At 65.6% G+C, this 17009-nt stretch carries 17 protein-coding genes and 4 tRNA genes; 13 read left to right on the top strand and 8 right to left on the bottom strand.

The features are described from left to right. Positions 1–2213 precede the first annotated feature (2213 nt). Positions 2214–2285, bottom strand: a tRNA-Val gene (locus tag AC5Y49_RS08690). Between the two features lie 171 nt (positions 2286–2456). Here AC5Y49_RS08690 and AC5Y49_RS08685 point away from each other — a divergent pair. From AC5Y49_RS08685 to AC5Y49_RS08675, 3 genes are all read left to right on the top strand, one after another. Then, positions 2457–2529: transfer RNA gene (locus AC5Y49_RS08685), tRNA-Gly, on the top strand. Between the two features lie 28 nt (positions 2530–2557). Beyond that, a tRNA-Cys gene (locus tag AC5Y49_RS08680) sits at positions 2558–2628 on the top strand. Positions 2629–2645: 17 nt separating this feature from the next. Then, positions 2646–2720 (top strand) — tRNA-Val (locus AC5Y49_RS08675). A gap of 32 nt (positions 2721–2752) precedes the next feature. Here the strand turns inward: AC5Y49_RS08675 and AC5Y49_RS08670 are convergent. Beyond that, positions 2753–3001, bottom strand: coding sequence for a hypothetical protein (locus tag AC5Y49_RS08670; RefSeq protein ID WP_499885936.1), 249 nt, complete (start codon positions 2999–3001; stop codon positions 2753–2755). Positions 3002–3223: 222 nt separating this feature from the next. On the opposite strand from AC5Y49_RS08670, the gene AC5Y49_RS08665 reads away from it, so the two are divergent. Further along, complete coding sequence (locus tag AC5Y49_RS08665; protein ID WP_499885934.1) at positions 3224–3484, top strand: hypothetical protein; 261 nt, start codon at positions 3224–3226, stop codon at positions 3482–3484. Between the two features lie 63 nt (positions 3485–3547). Here AC5Y49_RS08665 and AC5Y49_RS08660 read toward each other — a convergent pair whose 3' ends face one another. Further along, positions 3548–3862 carry a DUF732 domain-containing protein gene (locus AC5Y49_RS08660; RefSeq protein WP_499885932.1) on the bottom strand — a complete coding sequence of 105 codons (315 nt, stop codon included), beginning with the start codon at positions 3860–3862 and terminating at the stop codon, positions 3548–3550. Positions 3863–3976: 114 nt separating this feature from the next. On the opposite strand from AC5Y49_RS08660, the gene AC5Y49_RS08655 reads away from it, so the two are divergent. The 5 genes from AC5Y49_RS08655 to AC5Y49_RS08635 all read left to right on the top strand — a co-directional run bounded on the left by AC5Y49_RS08655 (position 3977) and on the right by AC5Y49_RS08635 (position 7937). Then, positions 3977–5161: an NAD-dependent formate dehydrogenase gene (locus tag AC5Y49_RS08655; RefSeq protein WP_499885930.1), complete on the top strand. Its 1185-nt coding sequence runs from the start codon at positions 3977–3979 to the stop codon at positions 5159–5161. Continuing rightward, entirely contained in the window at positions 5158–5643 is a 486-nt protein-coding gene (locus AC5Y49_RS08650) for an SRPBCC family protein (protein WP_499885929.1), read from the top strand. The genes AC5Y49_RS08655 and AC5Y49_RS08650 overlap by 4 nt, the downstream gene beginning before the upstream one ends. 433 nt (positions 5644–6076) lie before the next feature. Next, entirely contained in the window at positions 6077–6814 is a 738-nt protein-coding gene (locus tag AC5Y49_RS08645) for a Clp protease N-terminal domain-containing protein (RefSeq protein ID WP_499885928.1), read from the top strand. A 74-nt stretch (positions 6815–6888) separates the two neighbouring features. Further along, complete coding sequence (locus AC5Y49_RS08640; protein ID WP_499886351.1) at positions 6889–7395, top strand: hypothetical protein; 507 nt, start codon at positions 6889–6891, stop codon at positions 7393–7395. Continuing rightward, positions 7383–7937, top strand: coding sequence for a GNAT family N-acetyltransferase (locus AC5Y49_RS08635; RefSeq protein ID WP_499885926.1), 555 nt, complete (start codon positions 7383–7385; stop codon positions 7935–7937). The genes AC5Y49_RS08640 and AC5Y49_RS08635 overlap by 13 nt, the downstream gene beginning before the upstream one ends. On the opposite strand, the gene zapE is transcribed toward AC5Y49_RS08635, so the two are convergent. Further along, entirely contained in the window at positions 7934–9013 is a 1080-nt protein-coding gene (zapE, locus tag AC5Y49_RS08630; protein WP_499885925.1) for a cell division protein ZapE, read from the bottom strand. The two genes, AC5Y49_RS08635 and zapE, sit on opposite strands and share 4 nt — an antisense overlap. Here zapE and AC5Y49_RS08625 point away from each other — a divergent pair. From AC5Y49_RS08625 to msrB, 4 genes are read left to right on the top strand one after another with little or no spacing between them, the layout of a single operon-like run. Further along, positions 9012–9785, top strand: a complete 774-nt coding sequence (locus AC5Y49_RS08625; protein ID WP_499885924.1) for a pyrimidine reductase family protein — start codon at positions 9012–9014, stop codon at positions 9783–9785. The genes zapE and AC5Y49_RS08625 overlap by 2 nt on opposite strands. Before the next feature lie 13 nt (positions 9786–9798). Further along, positions 9799–11358 carry an alpha/beta hydrolase gene (locus AC5Y49_RS08620; protein ID WP_499885923.1) on the top strand — a complete coding sequence of 520 codons (1560 nt, stop codon included), beginning with the start codon at positions 9799–9801 and terminating at the stop codon, positions 11356–11358. Positions 11359–11380: 22 nt separating this feature from the next. Then, positions 11381–12637: an arabinofuranan 3-O-arabinosyltransferase gene (gene aftC, locus AC5Y49_RS08615; protein ID WP_499885922.1), complete on the top strand. Its 1257-nt coding sequence runs from the start codon at positions 11381–11383 to the stop codon at positions 12635–12637. A 9-nt stretch (positions 12638–12646) separates the two neighbouring features. Continuing rightward, positions 12647–13051, top strand: a complete 405-nt coding sequence (msrB, locus tag AC5Y49_RS08610; protein ID WP_499885921.1) for a peptide-methionine (R)-S-oxide reductase MsrB — start codon at positions 12647–12649, stop codon at positions 13049–13051. 70 nt (positions 13052–13121) lie between these two features. Here the strand turns inward: msrB and AC5Y49_RS08605 are convergent, their stop codons facing one another. The 4 genes from AC5Y49_RS08605 to hemE are packed head-to-tail and all read right to left on the bottom strand — an operon-like array spanning position 13122 to position 16960. Beyond that, the gene (locus AC5Y49_RS08605) at positions 13122–13865 is read right to left on the bottom strand and encodes a class I SAM-dependent methyltransferase (protein WP_499885920.1); all 744 of its coding nucleotides are present in this window, start codon (positions 13863–13865) and stop codon (positions 13122–13124) included. Next, entirely contained in the window at positions 13862–14557 is a 696-nt protein-coding gene (hemQ, locus tag AC5Y49_RS08600) for a hydrogen peroxide-dependent heme synthase (protein WP_499885918.1), read from the bottom strand. Before hemQ ends, AC5Y49_RS08605 begins: the two co-directional genes overlap by 4 nt. Before the next feature lie 4 nt (positions 14558–14561). Further along, on the bottom strand, positions 14562–15914 hold the full coding sequence (locus tag AC5Y49_RS08595; RefSeq protein ID WP_499885916.1) for a protoporphyrinogen oxidase: 1353 nt from the start codon (positions 15912–15914) through the stop codon (positions 14562–14564). Further along, on the bottom strand, positions 15911–16960 hold the full coding sequence (gene hemE, locus AC5Y49_RS08590) for a uroporphyrinogen decarboxylase (protein ID WP_499885912.1): 1050 nt from the start codon (positions 16958–16960) through the stop codon (positions 15911–15913). The genes AC5Y49_RS08595 and hemE overlap by 4 nt, the downstream gene beginning before the upstream one ends. Between the last annotated feature and the right edge of the window lie 49 nt (positions 16961–17009).

Genomic DNA, 17009 nt, shown 5'->3' with positions numbered 1-17009 from the left:
GCTGACGAAGAACCCCCTACTCAGGCCGACAGGCCAGCGTCCGAAATGCGTGCAGCGTTGAATCGCCTTATCCCACAACGATGATCACATCCATTGGATGCGTCCGCCCTGCGGGCATTGGCGAGAGGCGTCCCACCTGGAGTTCGGCCGCTGCCGGTCACGGCCCGTCCACCGGGTACCCGGATTCGCGCGCTTCGCTCACGCCGGGACAGCTTGAGTTTGTCGATCGCGTCACACGCGGGGTGCCATATGCGCACGGCAGGCAGTCGTGTCCCGGCCCCGGTCCACCTAGGGACCGGGGCCGCCCGCGCCGCCATCAGGTCCTCACGGCCTGAGGTGGCCATCACGTTGGCTTACCGCATCTATTGGTGCGCGGGTGATGCGCCGCGTTGACCGACGACCCCGCACCTGCTTGAACTGGCGTCGGCCGAACGACCGAATCCGCAACCCCCATGAAATGCCCCCACCAAGCAAATGTGGTGATGCGTCAAACGCCGGGTCCCGATCCGGCCCTTCACGCAACCCCCGTCGGCTGTTTCGATACGGCCGAGACACCCGGCACGCGCCGCCTCACCGGTACCCACCCGGCAGCGCGCCCGAACTTCAGCAAAGCCGAACCCAGGCCCCGCTGGTGCTCGTCATCGACAATGGCAGCTACGCCGCCACTGTCCTCCTTGAATCAGAACTGTGCATACCCTCAGTATGTTCACTTAAACACTGAACATAAGGTTCCGCAAGACCTGCGTGAGGCGCAGTCGAAACATCGTCACGACCGGGGTGTGCCGAACCTGCCGGCCCTGGTCCGTCGCATTCAACATCGGTGCAACAACTCAGTTTTCGTCCAGTTAGGCAGTACCTGAGAGCTTCCTTGGTAAGTTCTATGCGGCGAACGCAACGAGGCGACTACTTCAACTGAAGAATAATCGGTATGTGGGCGCTTTATGTGTCGAAGATGTGCGGTCCCGATAATTGCTCGGATGCGCAATAAGTATTGCTAATTGGACGGCTGCCTAATAAAACTCGCCGACTGGGCCCGCGGCAGTCAGCAAATTTTTTGCGCCTTCGCCTTTTGCGCTGGGACGAGCTCGCGGTCGTGGCCGACGAACCGGCTGAGTCGGCCTGAAGGATCAGCCTTCGCTCAACCGCTGCGCCGTTCTCATGGTGATTGCCTTCTCACCATCGGAAGACGCTACTCGCAGATGCAGGCGATGCCTGCCGCCAGGACGGTGGGCATCAGCACTGCTTTGATCACTGGACCTCCTTAATCGGTCATCGGCTGTGACGGGTCGCAACCCGGCGGCCAGTAAGAATAATTCTTGTCGGTTTCCGACTTACTGCATGGATTTGTGCACTTCGGCAACGACGAAAACCAGCTGTTCGAACAGGTGTCGGCACAGGTCAGGTGGCCTCGCCCTGTGATTTGTTCGCAGAGCGAGGAGGACGGCGAGGAGGGAAGCGGCGTGATCACCACCGGTGCCAACGCCGCTGCTGCGAGGGTTGCCAGGATCTTCATTGGTGTGCCCCCGCTCGTAGATCGGCACACTGTTGCTTTTCGCCTGGCGCGCCAACCACGCACGGATCACCCGGGGTGCAACCGCTTGCCAATCCGCAGTAGTTCTGGTTCTGCTCCATCTGCAAGCACCGCTGGTAAATCTCACCACCTACTTGTGCTGCCTGGGCGCACAGCGGTCCTGCCTGTGCCACACCGGGCGTCAGCGCGCCAAGCGGTGCGAAACCGATGGCGGCTGCCACGGTGAGAGTAAGTCCCACTTGCTTGACCTTCATGATTTAACTCCCCTTCGGGTAGCGGCAGGATCTGCCGCTACCCGGTCAGTGTGATCTCGTCGATCCCCCCACCGCGCGAGTAGTCGGCTACTCCAATTTCAGGTGAAAACTCACACGGCGTGTTGGACTACTTCGCCTGTCAGAGCCGGTGGTTTTCGACCACCACGCCAGCCCGTGAGTTGCACAGCTCCAGCCGCACGACGGCGGGATCCGCAAAGTCTTTTGGCCAATCCGCGCTAGCTCAGTCGGGTGTCGTGGCCCCTCGTCGGCTGCTGCATCATCAGCCGGAATACCTGGTCAGCGCACATTTCGAGCGGTTCTGTGCGATCAGCATGCGATCCGCACGATTGCCTGATCTGAATAATGGTGCGTCACAACGTATTCTCAGCGCGTCCTGGTGCTAATGGCCTCTGACCTGCGATGTGAAGTGGTCCCGGCTGGGATCGAACCAGCGACCTTCCGCGTGTGAAGCGGACGCTCTCCCACTGAGCCACGGGACCGGTGCCGAAAGGCGAACGAGCACGAAGATTAACACGCGGCGAGCGTGATAGCGGAACCTGCTGCACCCGACTGCGATGAGGCGCGCCGAACCGCACCGAGGAATTTGTGCAGGCCCGCTTAGGTGGACTATCGTCGTGCTTCGCGACGGGCGACGATCTCGTCCGTGGCTCGCGGATGTAGCGCAGTTGGTAGCGCATCACCTTGCCAAGGTGAGGGTCGCGGGTTCGAATCCCGTCATCCGCTCGAAGATGCTAGTGGCATCAACCCCAGCGGTGGAGTGGCCGAGTGGTGAGGCAACGGCCTGCAAAGCCGTGCACACGGGTTCGATTCCCGTCTCCACCTCGATTTCTTCGATCCACGCGCGGTTAGCTCAGCGGGAGAGCGCTTCCCTGACACGGAAGAGGTCGCTGGTTCAATCCCAGTACCGCGCACCAGTGTTTGTGCAGGTCACAAGCCTGCTACCCGCTCATGGCGTCACGTACTGCCGGCAGGCGCCGGTCCCGGGGTCGCAAATTAGCGGCAGTGTCGTCCACCCGCCGTAGGTGCCCGGGACGTCCCAGGTGTTCAGCCCCGGGCCGTTGTACTGGGGTGGCCCCTGACAGTTCCAGTCGCCATCGAACAGGCATCGCGGAAGCGCGTGCGCCGGCGGCGCGACTAGCAGCCCGCCGCTTAACGCCAGCGTCGCCGCCACTATCGCCAAGGCGATTCGAGTCATGTCGGTTGTCCTCTCTCGATACCTGGACGCGAAGTGCCCCAACACCGAGCGGTCAATACGGCCGCAGCGCTTTCGGGCCCAAGACATTGCGCCCCGTCGTCGTGTCAAAGACCTTAAGCAGAGGGTGCGACATGTACCGCTGCCCACAGTGCGCTGTCCGTATGTCGAATGCGGCCAGGTCGTCGGTGCCCGGAGTTAGCATCCCCCCGGGAAGGAATCGAGATGAAAGCAGTCACAGGGGTTAAGTATGTGTTCGCTGTCGCGGCGGTTTCCGCATCGGCGGCCGTTGGCGTAGCTGCCGGTGCTGGACCGGTCCATGCCGACCCCGGCCAGGTATGCGGCACGCCGGACGTGCCGTGTGCGGGCCCGGGCCCACTGACCCCCGAGCAGCGGTGCGCGTTCATCGCGTGGCGGACGTGGATGCCCTGCAACTGGGTCAGCAACGAACAAGTCCCAGCCGGAACACCGGGCAGCCTCGGGTAGCTCGACGACGCGGCCGAAGGCGGCGCGGCCTGACAGCTATAGCCAAGCCTGTTCTACGGCAAATTAATTGGCGTCTGGGCTGGGACTGCCGACGACATATTCGGGGCAGTACGCGCTCGCCGCGATCGCGGCGAACTTGGCGGCACCGGAGATGGTGAAGCCGGGATTCTGCTCGGCCACCTTCCTGACGATGTCGATGTCCTGCTGGCCGCTGTCCATCAGCGTGCACACCTGTCTGCCCGCCGCGACAGCCTGTTCGGGGCTGCCGTAGGTGATGCCGGCCTTGCTCAGGGCCGCCACGAACTCCGCATCGACGCCGCCCGGATCGGCGTTGGCCGGCACGGCCAAGCAGATCATGGCCGCCATGCCGGCCAGCATCGAGAGCAGTTTCACCGCTCCATCATCGCGCACCCCGGCAGTGCTGTCCTGTCGATGGCAAGGGCTAGTCTCGATCCGGGCTCGATAACGCGGACACTGAGGAGGAATTACGTCATGGCCAAGGTCGTGCTGGTGCTCTATCCCGACCCGGTAACCGGTTATCCCCCGGCGTATGCGCGCGACAGCATCCCGGTGTTGCAGGGCTACCCGGGCGGTCAGAGTCTGCCCAGCCCGTCATCGATCGACTTCACTCCCGGTGAGTTGGTGGGTTGTGTGTCCGGCGCGTTGGGGTTGCGCAAGTTCCTCGAAGACGGTGGCCACCAGTTGGTGGTCACCTCGGACAAAGACGGCCCGGATTCGGAGTTCGAGCGTGAGCTACCTGATGCCGATATCGTGATTTCCCAGCCATTTTGGCCCGCGTACTTGACCGCAGAGCGAATCGCCAAGGCACCGAAGCTCAAGCTGGCGATCACCGCGGGAATCGGCTCGGACCACGTCGACCTCGACGCCGCGATCACCCGCGGCATCACCGTGGCCGAGGAAACTTACAGCAACAGCATCAGTGTGGCCGAGCATGCCGTCATGCAGATTCTGGCGCTGGTGCGCAACTTCGTCCCGTCACACCAATGGGCGGCCGAGGGCGGCTGGAACATCGCCGACTGTGTGGCGCATGCCTACGACGTGGAGGGTCTCGAAGTCGGCGTGATGGCCGCCGGCCGCATCGGACAGGCCGTGCTGCGCCGCATGGCGCCCTTCGACGTCAACCTGCATTACACCGACACCCGCCGCCTGCCCGCTGAGCTCGAGCAGGAATTGAACGTGACGTTTCATCCCGACGTGGCGTCGCTGGTGCGTGCGGTCGACGTGGTGTCCATCCACGCCCCGCTGCATCCGCAGACCTACCATTTGTTCGACGAAAAGCTGCTGGGATCGATGCGCCGCGGCTCCTACATCGTCAACACCGCCCGCGCCGAGATCTGCGTGCGCGACGCGATCGTGGCAGCACTGCAAAGCGGCCAACTCGCCGGTTACGCCGGCGACGTGTGGTATCCCCAACCGCCGCCCGCCGACCACCCCTGGCGCACCATGCCGCACAACGCGATGACGCCGCACATCTCAGGGAGCACCCTTTCGGCCCAGGCGCGCTACGCCGCGGGCACCCGCGAGATCCTCGAAGACTGGTTCGCCGGGCGCCCCATCCGCGAGGAATACCTCATCGTCGACGGCGGAAAGCTTGCCGGCACCGGCGCCGCCTCCTACACGGCCGGTGGTGGCGGCAGTCCCGGCAGCGGCTCATGACCGAACGAATCGAGGTGCAACGCCGCATCGCGGCACCGGCGGCCGACATCTTCGCGGTGCTGTGCGACCCACATGGCCATGTCGCCATCGACTCATCGGGGATGTTGCAGGACGCGGACGGCGGACCCGTGGGTGCAGTCGGTGACAGCTTCGTCGTGCACATGGACCGCGAGGCGCTCAACGACTTCCCGCAAATGGGCCGCTACGACGTCACCGTCAGCATCCGCGAATTCGAGCCCGACCGGCTGATCTCCTGGACAATTCTGGGTCAGATCCGACCGCAGATCGGCCATGTCTACGGCTACCGCCTCGAGCCTGATCAGGACGGTGAAAGCACCGTAGTCACATCGTTTTACGACTGGTCGGAAATCGACGAGAAGTGGCGTGCGGCGGGAATTTTCCCGGTCATCTCCGAACTCGCGTTGCGCGCCACGCTGGGCATTTTGGATCGCACCGTTCGACGCGGTTACCCGAAGGGCTGAGGCGCGGCGGTCAGCGCCGACGACTCAGATGCATCCGCTCACGCTGACCCGACGCCGCCCGCCGAGGTTGACACACGCATTGACATTGGGGCGCGGTACCGGCACGGGGACGAAGACCGGCGGTGGCGCCTGGCAACCGTCTGAGTCGTCGCATGAGCTGTCCGAGCAGTCCGGCTGACCGTCTTCGCACACATCGGCGCGGCTCGGTGCCGGAACGCTGAGCGTGACAACGGAGAACGGCACCCCGGCCAACGCGAACACACACGCGACAGCCGCAGCCAAACGTCGAATCGGCCGAACCATACGCCGCCAATCGGTAGCCACGGTTGGACGCATGGTCGGCAGTGTAATTCAACACAAGCCCAAAAATGGCCTAACCGCGGTAGTCAACTCAGGGTTGACGCGATCCGGGCGTCAACCTAATGTTGACGCCATGACAGGACCCGCCGCCAACCCGACGCCGATCGCCTATCCAGTCCGCCTCGACGAATTAATCGGTGCCATCAAGCACGTTCACCCAGATGTGCTGGACCAACTCAGCGATGCCGTTCTGGCGGCCGAACATCTGGGCGAGGTTGCCGACCACCTGATCGGACATTTCGTCGACCAGGCGCGCCGCTCCGGAGCATCCTGGACCGACATCGGCCAGAGCATGGGTGTCACCAAGCAAGCCGCCCAGAAGCGGTTCGTTTTTCGCGCGCAGCCCTTCGCGGTGGATCCCGAGCAAGGCTTCGAGCGCTTCACGCCGCGGGCCCGCAACGCAGTCGTCGCCGCCCAAAACGCCGCCCACGCAGCGCACAACAGCGAAATCACCCCCGATCATCTGGTGCTAGGTGTGCTCGGCGATTCTGAGGGGCTGGCCCCCAAGCTGCTCGCGGCCCAGCAGGTCGACGTCGAATCGGTTCGAGCCGCCGTCACACTGCCCGCGGCGGTAGAAAACCCGCCCCAGCTGATTCCCTTCAGCGGCCCGGCCCGCAAGGCGCTCGAGTTGACCTTCCGTGAAGCACTGCGCTTGGGCCACAACTACATCGGCACCGAACACATATTGCTGGCACTGCTCGAGCTGGAAGATGGCGCCGGCCCGCTGCACCGCGCCGGTGTCGACAAAGTCCGGGCGGAGACCGACCTGATCGCCGTATTGGAATCGCTGGTAGCGCAAAAAAGCGACTGAGCTTGATTGCCGACCAACTCGGCGACGCAGACGCCGCGATGTGCCATCATGCGAAGGTCGCCGAGGAGGAAACAATGCACCGCTGGTTGATTGTCGTGATCACCGTCATGGTCGCGGGGTTCGTCGCCGCTCCACCTGCCTCGGCCAGCGAGGCACCGATCGGACGACTCGGTGACACGTTGCGGGTGGACACCGGCAAGATGATCGCCGACATCACCGTCAGCAGCGTCCAGCGTGTCGATGCGCCTCCTGGATTCGGCTACCAGCGCGGCGGTAACTACGTCAAAGGCTTCCCCGGCAGCGGGGTCGACCGTGCCGACGTGGCGATCCACGCGATCAGGATGCCTAATCCGTTCCAGATGGGCACCGATTTCAGTTTCGTCGGCGTCACACCGTTCGCCGACGCCTACCGGCCGCGGCCATCCGATGCTCCCGACGCTCTGGAAGTCGCGTTGGGGAATGCGCCGGCCGGGTCGGTGGTCCGCGGTGGCGTGTACTGGGACGTCCAGCGTGATCCGGTCTCGAATGTGGTGCTGCTGGACAAGAAGACCGGCACCCACCTGGCGCAGTGGAATCTCTGACGACAGACACTCTCACGGTTCGCGTTGCCGGCGCCGATTCCGTCGATCTCGACGAACTGGCCGCCGTCGCCGCTGACACCTTTCCCCTGGCCTGTCCGGCGTCAGTGACACCGGCGAACATCGCGGCGTTCGTCGAAGCCAATTTGTCTGCGGCGCGCTTCGCCGAGTATCTCGCTGATCCCGAACGCGTGTTGCTGGTCGCCGAGCAAGCCGGCCGGATTGCGGGCTATGCGATGCTGGTCTGCGGCGTCACCGACGACCCCGACGTAAGGCGGGCAGTCAGCGCCGTTCCAGCCGTAGAGCTTTCGAAAATCTACGTGGTCGAACATCATCACCGCACGGCAGTGTCGACGGCATTGATGACCGCCGCGTTGGCTGCTGCCGAGAAGCTGGGCACCACCTGCATGTGGCTTGGCGTCAACCGGCAAAACCAACGCGCTCAACGCTTCTATACCAAACATGGCTTTATCGTCAGCGGCACCAGAACGTTTCAGGTAGGCGAGCGTCGCGAGGACGACTACGTGATGGTCCGGCGGCTCTAGCTCGATGCCGTCAGCGCCAGCAGGCGCGACGTGGCACGCAGGTACTTCTTCCGAAAACCGCCGGCGAGCATCTCTTCACTGAAAATGTGGTCCAGCTTCTCACCCGAGGCCGCCACGGGTATTCCGGCGTCATAGAGCCGGTCGGTCAGCGCCACCAGTCGCAGCGCGACGTTTTGGTCGTCGATGCCGTGCACGCCGGTCAGATACACCGCGGTCACGCCTTCGATCAACGCCAGATAGCGCGACGGGTGCATGGTGGCCAGATGCGCGCACAGCTCGTCGAAGTCGTCGAGAGTGGCTCCGTCGACACGCGTGGCAGACGCGGCGACCTGGTCATCGGACGGCGGCTCGGGTGCGGCCGGCAGGCCGCGATGTCGATAGTCGGGCCCGTCAATCCGCACGACGGTGAAAATGCTTGCCAGCGTGTTGATTTCACGCAGGAAATCCTGGGCGGCAAAGCGGCCTTCGCCGAGCTGTTCGGGCAACGTGTTCGACGTGGCGGCCAGCGACACACCGCGCTCGACGAGCTGGGCGAGCATCCGGGCGATCAGCGTGGTGTTTCCCGGATCGTCCAGCTCGAATTCGTCGATGCAGACCAGCGTGTAATCGGCAAGCAGGTCGATGCATTCGGCGAAGCCGAATACCCCGGCCAGCTGAGTCAACTCCATGAACGTCGCAAACGCCTTGCGGTGCATGCCGTCGGGTATCTGGCGGTACGCGGAGGCCAGCAGATGGGTTTTACCGACGCCGAAGCCGCCGTCGAGGTAGAGCCCGATACCGGGCACTACCGCCCGCTTGCCGAACAGCTTGCGGCGACCGGCCCGGCGCTCGACAGCCTGTCGGCAAAATTGTTGACATGCCTCGACGGCAGCGGTTTGGCTTGGTTGGGCAGGGTCGGGACGGTAGGTCGCGAAGCTGACCCCGGCAAACATCGGCGGGGGCGTCAACTGGCCGATCAGCCGCTCCGGGGAGACGGTCGGATGCCGATCCACCAGATGCCCGATTGCGTCGGTGGCGTCCGTAGAGGTGGGGCCGTGCATGCAGGCACTGTAACGACGTGCTGCAATCAAGCTCATGGCCGAGCTTGGACCCGACCTCACCGCTGAGCTCACACTGTTGGGCTCCACCCGCCGGCTCGACGACGGCGATCTGCCCAACCTGTACGCCTATCCATCGGACGGGTTGTGGGTGCGGGCCAACTTCATCGCCAGCATCGACGGGGGCGGCACCGTCGGCGGCACCACCGGCCAATTGGGCGGGCCCGTCGACCGGGCGTTGTTCAGCCTGCTGCGCGAACTCGCCGACGTCATCCTGGTCGGTGCGGGCACGGTGCGCATCGAAAGCTATTCCGGGGCGCGCCCGGGCGTATCGGCGCGGCAGCGGCGACAGGCCCGCGGCCAAAGCGAAGTCCCGCCGCTGGCGATCGTGACCAAGTCCGGCCGGCTGGAGCGCGACATGCCGGTGTTCACCCGCACCGAGGTGCCGCCGCTGGTGCTCACCTGCGCTGCGTCGGCCGAGGCGACCCGTCGTCGGCTGGGTGGCCTGGCCGAGGTCGTCGACTGTTCGGGCCGTGATCCGGCGCTGGTCGACGAGGCCGCCCTACTGAAGGCGCTGACCAGCCGTGGCCTCAACCGGGTGCTGACCGAGGGTGGCCCGATGCTGTTCGGCTCGCTGGTCGAAGGCGGCATGCTCGACGAGCTGTGCCTGACAATCGCACCGTGTGTGGTGGGCGGTCAGGCCCGCCGTATCGCGACCGGGCCGGGCCAGGTGCAAAGCGCGATGCGCTGCGCCCACATCCTGTCCGACGAGGACGGCTACCTCTACACCCGCTATGTCCGCGGCGTCTAGTTACTGTGGTCGCATGAACCGGCACGCCATCTACGCCGCAACCTTGGTCGCGGTGACTGCGTTGGTGGCCAGCTGTGCGCCGGGTCTGGCCGCTAACCCGCGCTTTGCCACCAACTCCGGTGCCCACCCGCAAGGGAAAGCCGCAAAGACCCAATCGCCCGGTGGTCCGCCGCCGATCGCGGCTCCCAAGAACGACTTGTCGTGGCGAGATTGCACGTCGCGGGTGTTCGGCGACGCCGCCGTCCCCGCCGCTCCCGGAGTCAAACTGGATTGCGCCAACTACGATGCCGACCTCGACCCGGTTAACGGCTCGTCGGGAACGCTGAGCATCGGCGTGGTCCGCGCCCGCTCCGTGCAGACCCCGGAGGATGCCGGCCCACTGGTGTTCACCACCGGTTCGGATCTGCCGTCGTCGCTGCAATTGCCGGTGTGGCTGTCGCGCGCGGGCGCCGACGTGTTGCGCGCCCACCCCGTCGTCGCCGTCGACCGTCGCGGCATGGGCCTGTCGAGTCCTGTCGACTGCCGCGACCAGTTCGACCGTCTGGAAATGCGCAACCAATCGCAGTTCGAGACGGGCGACGATCCGGTGGCCAACCTCGCCGACATCACCCAAAACGCCACCACCAGCTGCACCGACACCATCGCCCCCGGCGACTCCGCCTACGACAACACGCACTCGGCCGGCGACCTCGAACGGCTGCGCAGCATCTGGGACGTGCCCGCGCTGGCGCTGGTCGGGATCGGCAACGGCGCCCAGGTGGCGCTGAGCTACGCCGGGTCTCGTCCCGACAAGGTGTCCAGGTTGATCCTGGACTCGCCGATCGCCTTGGGCGTGGGCGCCGAAGCCGCTGCCGAGCAGCGGGTCAAGGGCGAACAGGCGGCGCTGGACGCGTTCGCTGCCCAGTGCGCGGCGGTGAACTGTGCGCTGGGACCCGACCCCAAGGGCGCCGTCGATTCGCTGCTCGCCGACGCCCGCGCCGGCCACGGGCTCGCCGGCGCGTCGGTGGCATCGGTGGCCAACGCCATCTCCACCGCGCTGGGTTTCCCCACCGGGGACCGCATCGGAACCACCACCGACCTGGCCACCGCGCTGGCCAACGCCCGCTCCGGCGACACCAACTTGTTGACATCGCTGATCAACCGGGCTGAATCCACCCGCGGCACCGACGGCCAGTTCATCAACAGCTGCAGCGACGCGCTCAACCGCCCGACCCCGGATCGTGTGCGCCAACTGGTGGTCGAGTGGGGCAAGCTCTACCCGCAGTTCGGCAGGGTCGGCGCGCTGGATCTCGTCAAGTGTGTGCACTGGCCAAGCGGCTCCCCGCCGCAAGCACCGAAGACCCTCAAGGTCAACGTCCTGTTGCTGGGCGTGCAGAACGACCCGATCGTCGGCTCCGAGGGCGTCGCCGCAACGGCCGCCACCATCATCAACGCCACCGCGGCCAGCAAGCGGGTGATGTGGCAGGGAATCGGCCACGGCGCCAGCATTTACTCCTCGTGTGCGGTACCGCCGCTGATCGGTTACCTGGACAGCGGCCACCTGCCCGACACCGACACCTACTGTCCCGCCTGATACTTGGGTCGGCGAGGCACCGGTGTACGGTGCGCTGGTGACGACGGTTGACTCCTTGTTTCGTCCCCGCACCAGCGCCCCCAGCATCGCGACGGTGCTGCGGTCGGTGCTGTGGCCGGCGGCCATTCTGGCCATCATCCACCGCAGCGTGGTGGTGACGACCAACGGCAACATCACCGACGACTTCAAACCCGTGTACCGGGCGGTGTCCAACTTTCGGCACGGCTTGGACATCTACAACGAGCATTTCGACTACGTCGACCCGCACTACCTCTACCCGCCCGGCGGCACGCTGCTCATGGCGCCGTTCGGCTATCTGTCGTTCGCCGAGTCGCGCTACCTGTTCATTGCGTGCAACACCATTGCGATCGTGATCGCGGCCTACCTGCTGCTGCGGATGTTCAACTTCACCGTCACCTCAGTGGCCGCACCAGCGCTGCTGCTGGCGATGTTCTGCACCGAATCAGTGACCAACACGTTGGTGTTCACCAACATCAACGGCTGCATCCTGCTGTTGGAAGTGCTGTTCTTCCGGTGGCTGCTCGACGGCCGCCAGTGGCCGGCTGGTGTGGCGATCGGATTGGCGCTGGTGGTCAAACCGGTCCTGGGACCGCTGCTACTGCTGCCGCTGCTCAACCGGCAGTGGCGCGCGGTGATAGTCGCCATCGTGGTGCCGGCGGTGTTCAACCTGGCCGCGCTGCCACTGCTCAGCGATCCGATGGACTTCTTCACCCGCACACTGCCCTACATCATGGGTACCCGCGACTACTTCAACAGCTCGATCCTGGGCAACGGTGTATACTTCGGGTTGCCCACCTGGTTGATCATGTTTCTGCGAATCCTGTTCACGCTCATCGCGATTGGTAGTTTGTGGCTGCTGTACCGCTACTACCGGACCCGCGACCCGCGGTTTTGGCTGCTCACTTCCTCTGGTGTGGTGTTGCTGTGGTCCTGGCTGGTGCTGTCGCTGGCGCAGGGCTACTACTCGATGATGCTGTTCCCGTTCTTGATGACGGTGGTGTTGCCCAACTCGGTGATCCGCAACTGGCCGGCATGGCTGGGTATCTACGGCTTCTTGACGATGGACCGCTGGCTGCTGTTCAACTGGATGTATATCGGGCGTCCGCTGGAGTACCTGAAGATCACCTACGGCTGGTCGCTGCTGATGATTGTGGTGTTCACGGTGCTGTACTTCCGTTATCTGGACGCCAAGGCGGAAAACCGGCTGGACGACGGGATCGATCCGGCGTGGCTGACGAGCGAGCAGCCGGCGCGCTAGCGTGGAAGCATGACCTCTCCCAGGGTGCAGTTGAGCGACGACGAATGGCGGCAGAAGCTCACGCCGGAGGAGTTCGCGGTGCTACGGCAAGCCGGCACCGAGCGGCCCTTCAGCGGTGAATACACCGACACCAAAACCGAGGGCATTTACCAGTGCCGGGCCTGTGGGGCCGAGCTGTTCCGCAGCAGCGAGAAGTTCGAATCCCATTGCGGCTGGCCGTCATTCTTCGACCCGTCGGCCTCGGATGCGGTGATCCTGCGGTCCGACGACTCGTTGGGCATGCGTCGCATCGAAGTGCTGTGCGCCAACTGCCACAGCCACTTGGGCCACGTCTTCGAAGGCGAGGGCTATCAGACGCCGACCGATCAGCGCTATTGCATCAACTCGATCTGCCTCAAGCTGGTGCCTGCCTGATCTCTCGCGAAAGTGCAACTACCGACACGTTTCGCGAGAGACGATGTCGCTAGTTGCACTCTCGCGACAGTCAGTCCACCCGGACTGCGTGCACTTCCCAGAACGGGGCGTGTGCCCGGCCGCCCTCCAGCCACGGTTCGATGACCTGAAACCGCTCGGCTACCGGCTTGATCTGGTCAGCCATATCGGGATTGCGTGCCAGCATCATCTCGAAGGATTGCGCGCTGAGATTGACCTGGTAGGTGGTCGGACCCAGGTACGTGATCTCCCAGCCACCGGCCGGAAGCACCTGTCGAAAGTCGTCCTCGGACAGTGACCGCGGCATGCGAAAGCCGTTGACGCTGTGCGGACCAAACTCGAACATGTACAGCCGCGCACCGGGTTTGGTGGCGCGGTGCAACGCCTTGGCATACGACTGCTGTAGCTCGGGGTCGGTGCTGAAGGTGTGATAAAAGGCGCAGTCGACGACGGTGTCGAAGCGGTTGTCCAGCCGCTCGAGCCGGGTGGCGTCGGCCAATTCGAAGTTCACCGAAACGCCGGCTTTACGAGCGTTTTCCCGCGCACGTTCCAGACCGCTCGGTGACGCGTCGACGCCGGTGGCCGAATAGCCCTTCGACGCGTAGTAGATCGCATGGTGGCCGGGGCCGGTGCCCGGATCGAGTACCTCGCCCTTGATCGCGCCCAGCGCCACCAGCTGCTGAACCACCGGCTGCGGGCCGCCGATGTCCCATGGCGTGGCCGTCGGCAATCCATGCGAGGTCCGCTCATCGCGGTACATCTCTTCGAAACGGCTGGGATCGACCGGAGACGTCATGGCAGCGAAGCCATCAACTGCTCGACCGGCACCCGCGGCCCGGTGAAGAAGGGGGTCTCGGCGCGGGTGTGCCGGCGTGCGTCGGTGGCCCGCAGATCGCGCATCAGGTCGACGATCCGGTCCAGTTCGGGCGCCTCGAACGCCAGGATCCACTCGTAGTCGCCCAGCGCGAAGGCCGGCACCGTGTTGGCTCGGACGTCCTTGTACCCGCGCGCGGCCATCCCATGCTCGGATAACATGCGGCGGCGCTCTTCGTCGGGCAGCAGATACCACTCGTAGGACCGCACGAAGGGGTAGACGCAGATGTAAGCGCCCGGCTCTTCGCCGGCGATAAACGCCGGGACGTGGCTCTTGTTGAACTCGGCAGGCCGATGCAGCGCCACACTGCTCCACACCGGCGTGCAGGCCCGGCCCAGCGTGGTGGCGCGGCGGAAGTCGGCGTAGGTCGCTTGCAGCGCTTCGACGCGTTCGGCGTGCGTCCAGATCATGAAATCGGCGTCGGCCCGCAGGCCCGAGACGTCATAGAGCCCGCGCACCACCACGCCGCGTTCTTCCTGCTGCTTGAGGAAGGTCGCGGTCTCGTCGACGATGGTGTCTCGCTCGTCCCCGAGTACGCCGGGCCGTACCGAGAACACCGAAAACATCAGGTAGCGCAGGGTCGAGTTGAGGGTGTCGTAGTCCAGGCGGGCCATGGCTCTATCGTGCCACGCCCACCTTCAGCAGTTCCGACACCGCTCGACCAGCCGCGCCGACACACGCCGGCACCCCGATCCCGTCGAGGTAGCTGCCCGCCACCGCCACTCCCGGCGGCAGTCCGGCACGCAACTCGGCAACCACATCGGCATGACCGGGGCCGTATTGCGGCATCGCATCTGGCCAGCGCTGCGCCCAGGCGTCCAGCGGCTTGACGGCCGCCCCGAACACGGTGGCCAGGTCGTCCACCGCCCACGACCGCAGTTCGTCGTCGGAGGCCCGCACGGCCAGATCCTCGCCGAACCGACCGAACGACAAGCGCAGCAACTCGACCTCGCCGCCGCTCCCCCATTTGCGCGACGACAAGGTGATCGCCTTGGCGCGCAAAGCTTCGCCGGTGGCCACCAGCACCCCGGACTGGTGCGGAAAGGGAGTGTCAGGCGGCACCGCCAACGCCACCACCGCAGAGGATGCGCTGCCAATCCGGTTCGCGGCCGCGGCGCTACGCGGGGCAATGCCTTCGACCAGCGGCGCGAGTCGCGGCGCGGGGACGGCCAGAATGACCCCGTCGGCCTGCCATGGTGTCCCGGCGTCGTCGTGCAGCACCCAGCCCCGATCGGCATGCTCGAGGCGCTGCACCGCCGTCTGCACCCAGCGCACCCGGCTGCGCCGGGCCAACGCGTCGACCAGCACGCAGTAGCCGCCGTCGACCGCGCCGAAAACCGGCCCCCGGCTGGTCGTGCTCAGCACCTGGCCCACCGCCCCGGTCAGGCTGGCTGCACCGGCGTCGAGGGCTGCGGCCACCGACGGCGCCGCCGCGCGCAGCCCGATACTGGCTGCCGAACCCGCATACACGCCAGCCAGCAGCGGGTCCACCACCCGGCTCACCACCTGCTCGCCGAACCGGTCGGCCACCACTTCAGCGACGCTCGGGTCGCTGCCGCGGCGCCACTGCAGCGGACGGCTGGGCTCCTGGGCAATGCGTGCGACGGTCCCGTCGTCGACCAGACCCGCGACCGATTCCGCCGACGACGGGATTCCGTTGACCGTGCCGGTCGGCAGTGGATGCAGCCGGGCCTGGCTGTAGATCAGCGGGCGGGCACCGGTGGTGTCGCGTTGCCGGTCCGCGAGGTCCAACTCGGCAAGCAGCGCCGGCACTTCGGGCCGGCGCAACACGAACGCCTCGGCGCCGACGTCCATCGGCTGCCCGCCGACGCGCTCGGTGCGCAGTACCCCGCCGAGCCGGTCGGCGGGATCGAACAGGGTGATCGTCGCGTCGTCACCGACGGCCAGCCGTAGCCGATAGGCGGCTGTCAGCCCTGAGATGCCGCCCCCGACAACGCAATACGAGGTCACAGCGAATGCACCAACGACACCAACTCGGTCAGCACGTCGGGATCGGTGTCGGGCAGCACCCCATGTCCGAGGTTGAAGATGTGGCCTGCCGCGCCGGCCTCCACGGCACGCCGCCCGTCGTCGGCCACTGCCCGCGCCGCCCGCTCCACCGCCGGCCAGCCTGCCAGCAGCACCGCGGGATCGAGGTTGCCCTGCAGCGCCGTGCCGGCCTCGACCCGCCAGGCGGCGTCGAGTAGCGACGTCCGCCAGTCGACTCCCACCACCGTGGCGCCGGCCCCTGACATCGGCCCCAGCAATTCGGCGGTGCCCACTCCGAAGTGCGTCATCGGGACGCCGTATTCGGCGAGCGTGGCGAAGATCCGCGCACTGTGGGACTGCACATAACGGCGGTAGTCCGACAGCGACAACGCACCGGCCCACGAGTCGAACACCTGAATGGCGTCCACCCCGGCGTCGAGTTGTACCCGCAGGAAGGCGATGGTCACGTCGGTCAGCTTTTCCATCAGCGCATGCCAGCTGTCCGGCTCGGCCAGCATCATCGCCTTCGTGCGAGCGTGGTGACGGCTGGGTCCGCCCTCCACCAGATAGGACGCCAACGTGAACGGCGCACCTGCGAAACCGATCAGCGGAACATCGCCGAGCGCGTCCACCAGCTGCGCCACCGCCTCTGATACCGGTTGAACGTTTTGTGGCTCAAGAGGTTTCAATGCGCTGATGTCGTCGGCGCTGCGCACCGGTGCGGCGATGACCGGCCCGACGTCGGGGACGATATCGAGCTCGACGCCCGCACCGCGGAGCGGCACCACGATGTCGGAGAACAGAATCGCCGCATCGACGTCGTGGCGGCGCACCGGCTGCATGGTGATCTCGGTGATCAGCTCGGCGTCGAAGCAGGCTGCCAGCATGCTGTGTTGTGCCCGCAGCGCCCGGTATTCGGGCAGCGAGCGGCCGGCCTGGCGCATGAACCACACCGGCAACCGGGCGGGCGTGCGGCCGGCGGCGGCAGCCAGATACGGCGAGTCGGGAAGGTCACGACGAGTAGTCATCGCGCTCAATGCTGCCACGACAGCCAACGGAGATGGCCCGAAGTGTGCG

The organism is Mycobacterium sp. NGS62, from assembly GCF_059812285.1.
Note: the sequence above shows the minus strand (reverse complement) of the source record. Positions and strands in the feature narration are given on the sequence as shown.

Excerpts from the sequence above, each read along its gene's own strand:
- AC5Y49_RS08670 (WP_499885936.1), bottom strand. The coding sequence starts at position 3,001 with ATGACTCGAATCGCCTTGGCGATAGTGGCGGCGACGCTGGCGTTAAGC.
- AC5Y49_RS08665 (WP_499885934.1), top strand. The coding sequence starts at position 3,224 with ATGAAAGCAGTCACAGGGGTTAAGTATGTGTTCGCTGTCGCGGCGGTT.
- AC5Y49_RS08660 (WP_499885932.1), bottom strand. The coding sequence starts at position 3,862 with ATGCTGGCCGGCATGGCGGCCATGATCTGCTTGGCCGTGCCGGCCAAC.
- AC5Y49_RS08655 (WP_499885930.1), top strand. The coding sequence starts at position 3,977 with ATGGCCAAGGTCGTGCTGGTGCTCTATCCCGACCCGGTAACCGGTTAT.
- AC5Y49_RS08650 (WP_499885929.1), top strand. The coding sequence starts at position 5,158 with ATGACCGAACGAATCGAGGTGCAACGCCGCATCGCGGCACCGGCGGCC.
- AC5Y49_RS08645 (WP_499885928.1), top strand. The coding sequence starts at position 6,077 with ATGACAGGACCCGCCGCCAACCCGACGCCGATCGCCTATCCAGTCCGC.
- AC5Y49_RS08640 (WP_499886351.1), top strand. The coding sequence starts at position 6,889 with ATGCACCGCTGGTTGATTGTCGTGATCACCGTCATGGTCGCGGGGTTC.
- AC5Y49_RS08625 (WP_499885924.1), top strand. The coding sequence starts at position 9,012 with ATGGCCGAGCTTGGACCCGACCTCACCGCTGAGCTCACACTGTTGGGC.
- zapE (WP_499885925.1), bottom strand. The coding sequence starts at position 9,013 with ATGAGCTTGATTGCAGCACGTCGTTACAGTGCCTGCATGCACGGCCCC.
- AC5Y49_RS08620 (WP_499885923.1), top strand. The coding sequence starts at position 9,799 with ATGAACCGGCACGCCATCTACGCCGCAACCTTGGTCGCGGTGACTGCG.
- msrB (WP_499885921.1), top strand. The coding sequence starts at position 12,647 with ATGACCTCTCCCAGGGTGCAGTTGAGCGACGACGAATGGCGGCAGAAG.
- AC5Y49_RS08605 (WP_499885920.1), bottom strand. The coding sequence starts at position 13,865 with ATGACGTCTCCGGTCGATCCCAGCCGTTTCGAAGAGATGTACCGCGAT.
- hemQ (WP_499885918.1), bottom strand. The coding sequence starts at position 14,557 with ATGGCCCGCCTGGACTACGACACCCTCAACTCGACCCTGCGCTACCTG.
- hemE (WP_499885912.1), bottom strand. The coding sequence starts at position 16,960 with ATGACTACTCGTCGTGACCTTCCCGACTCGCCGTATCTGGCTGCCGCC.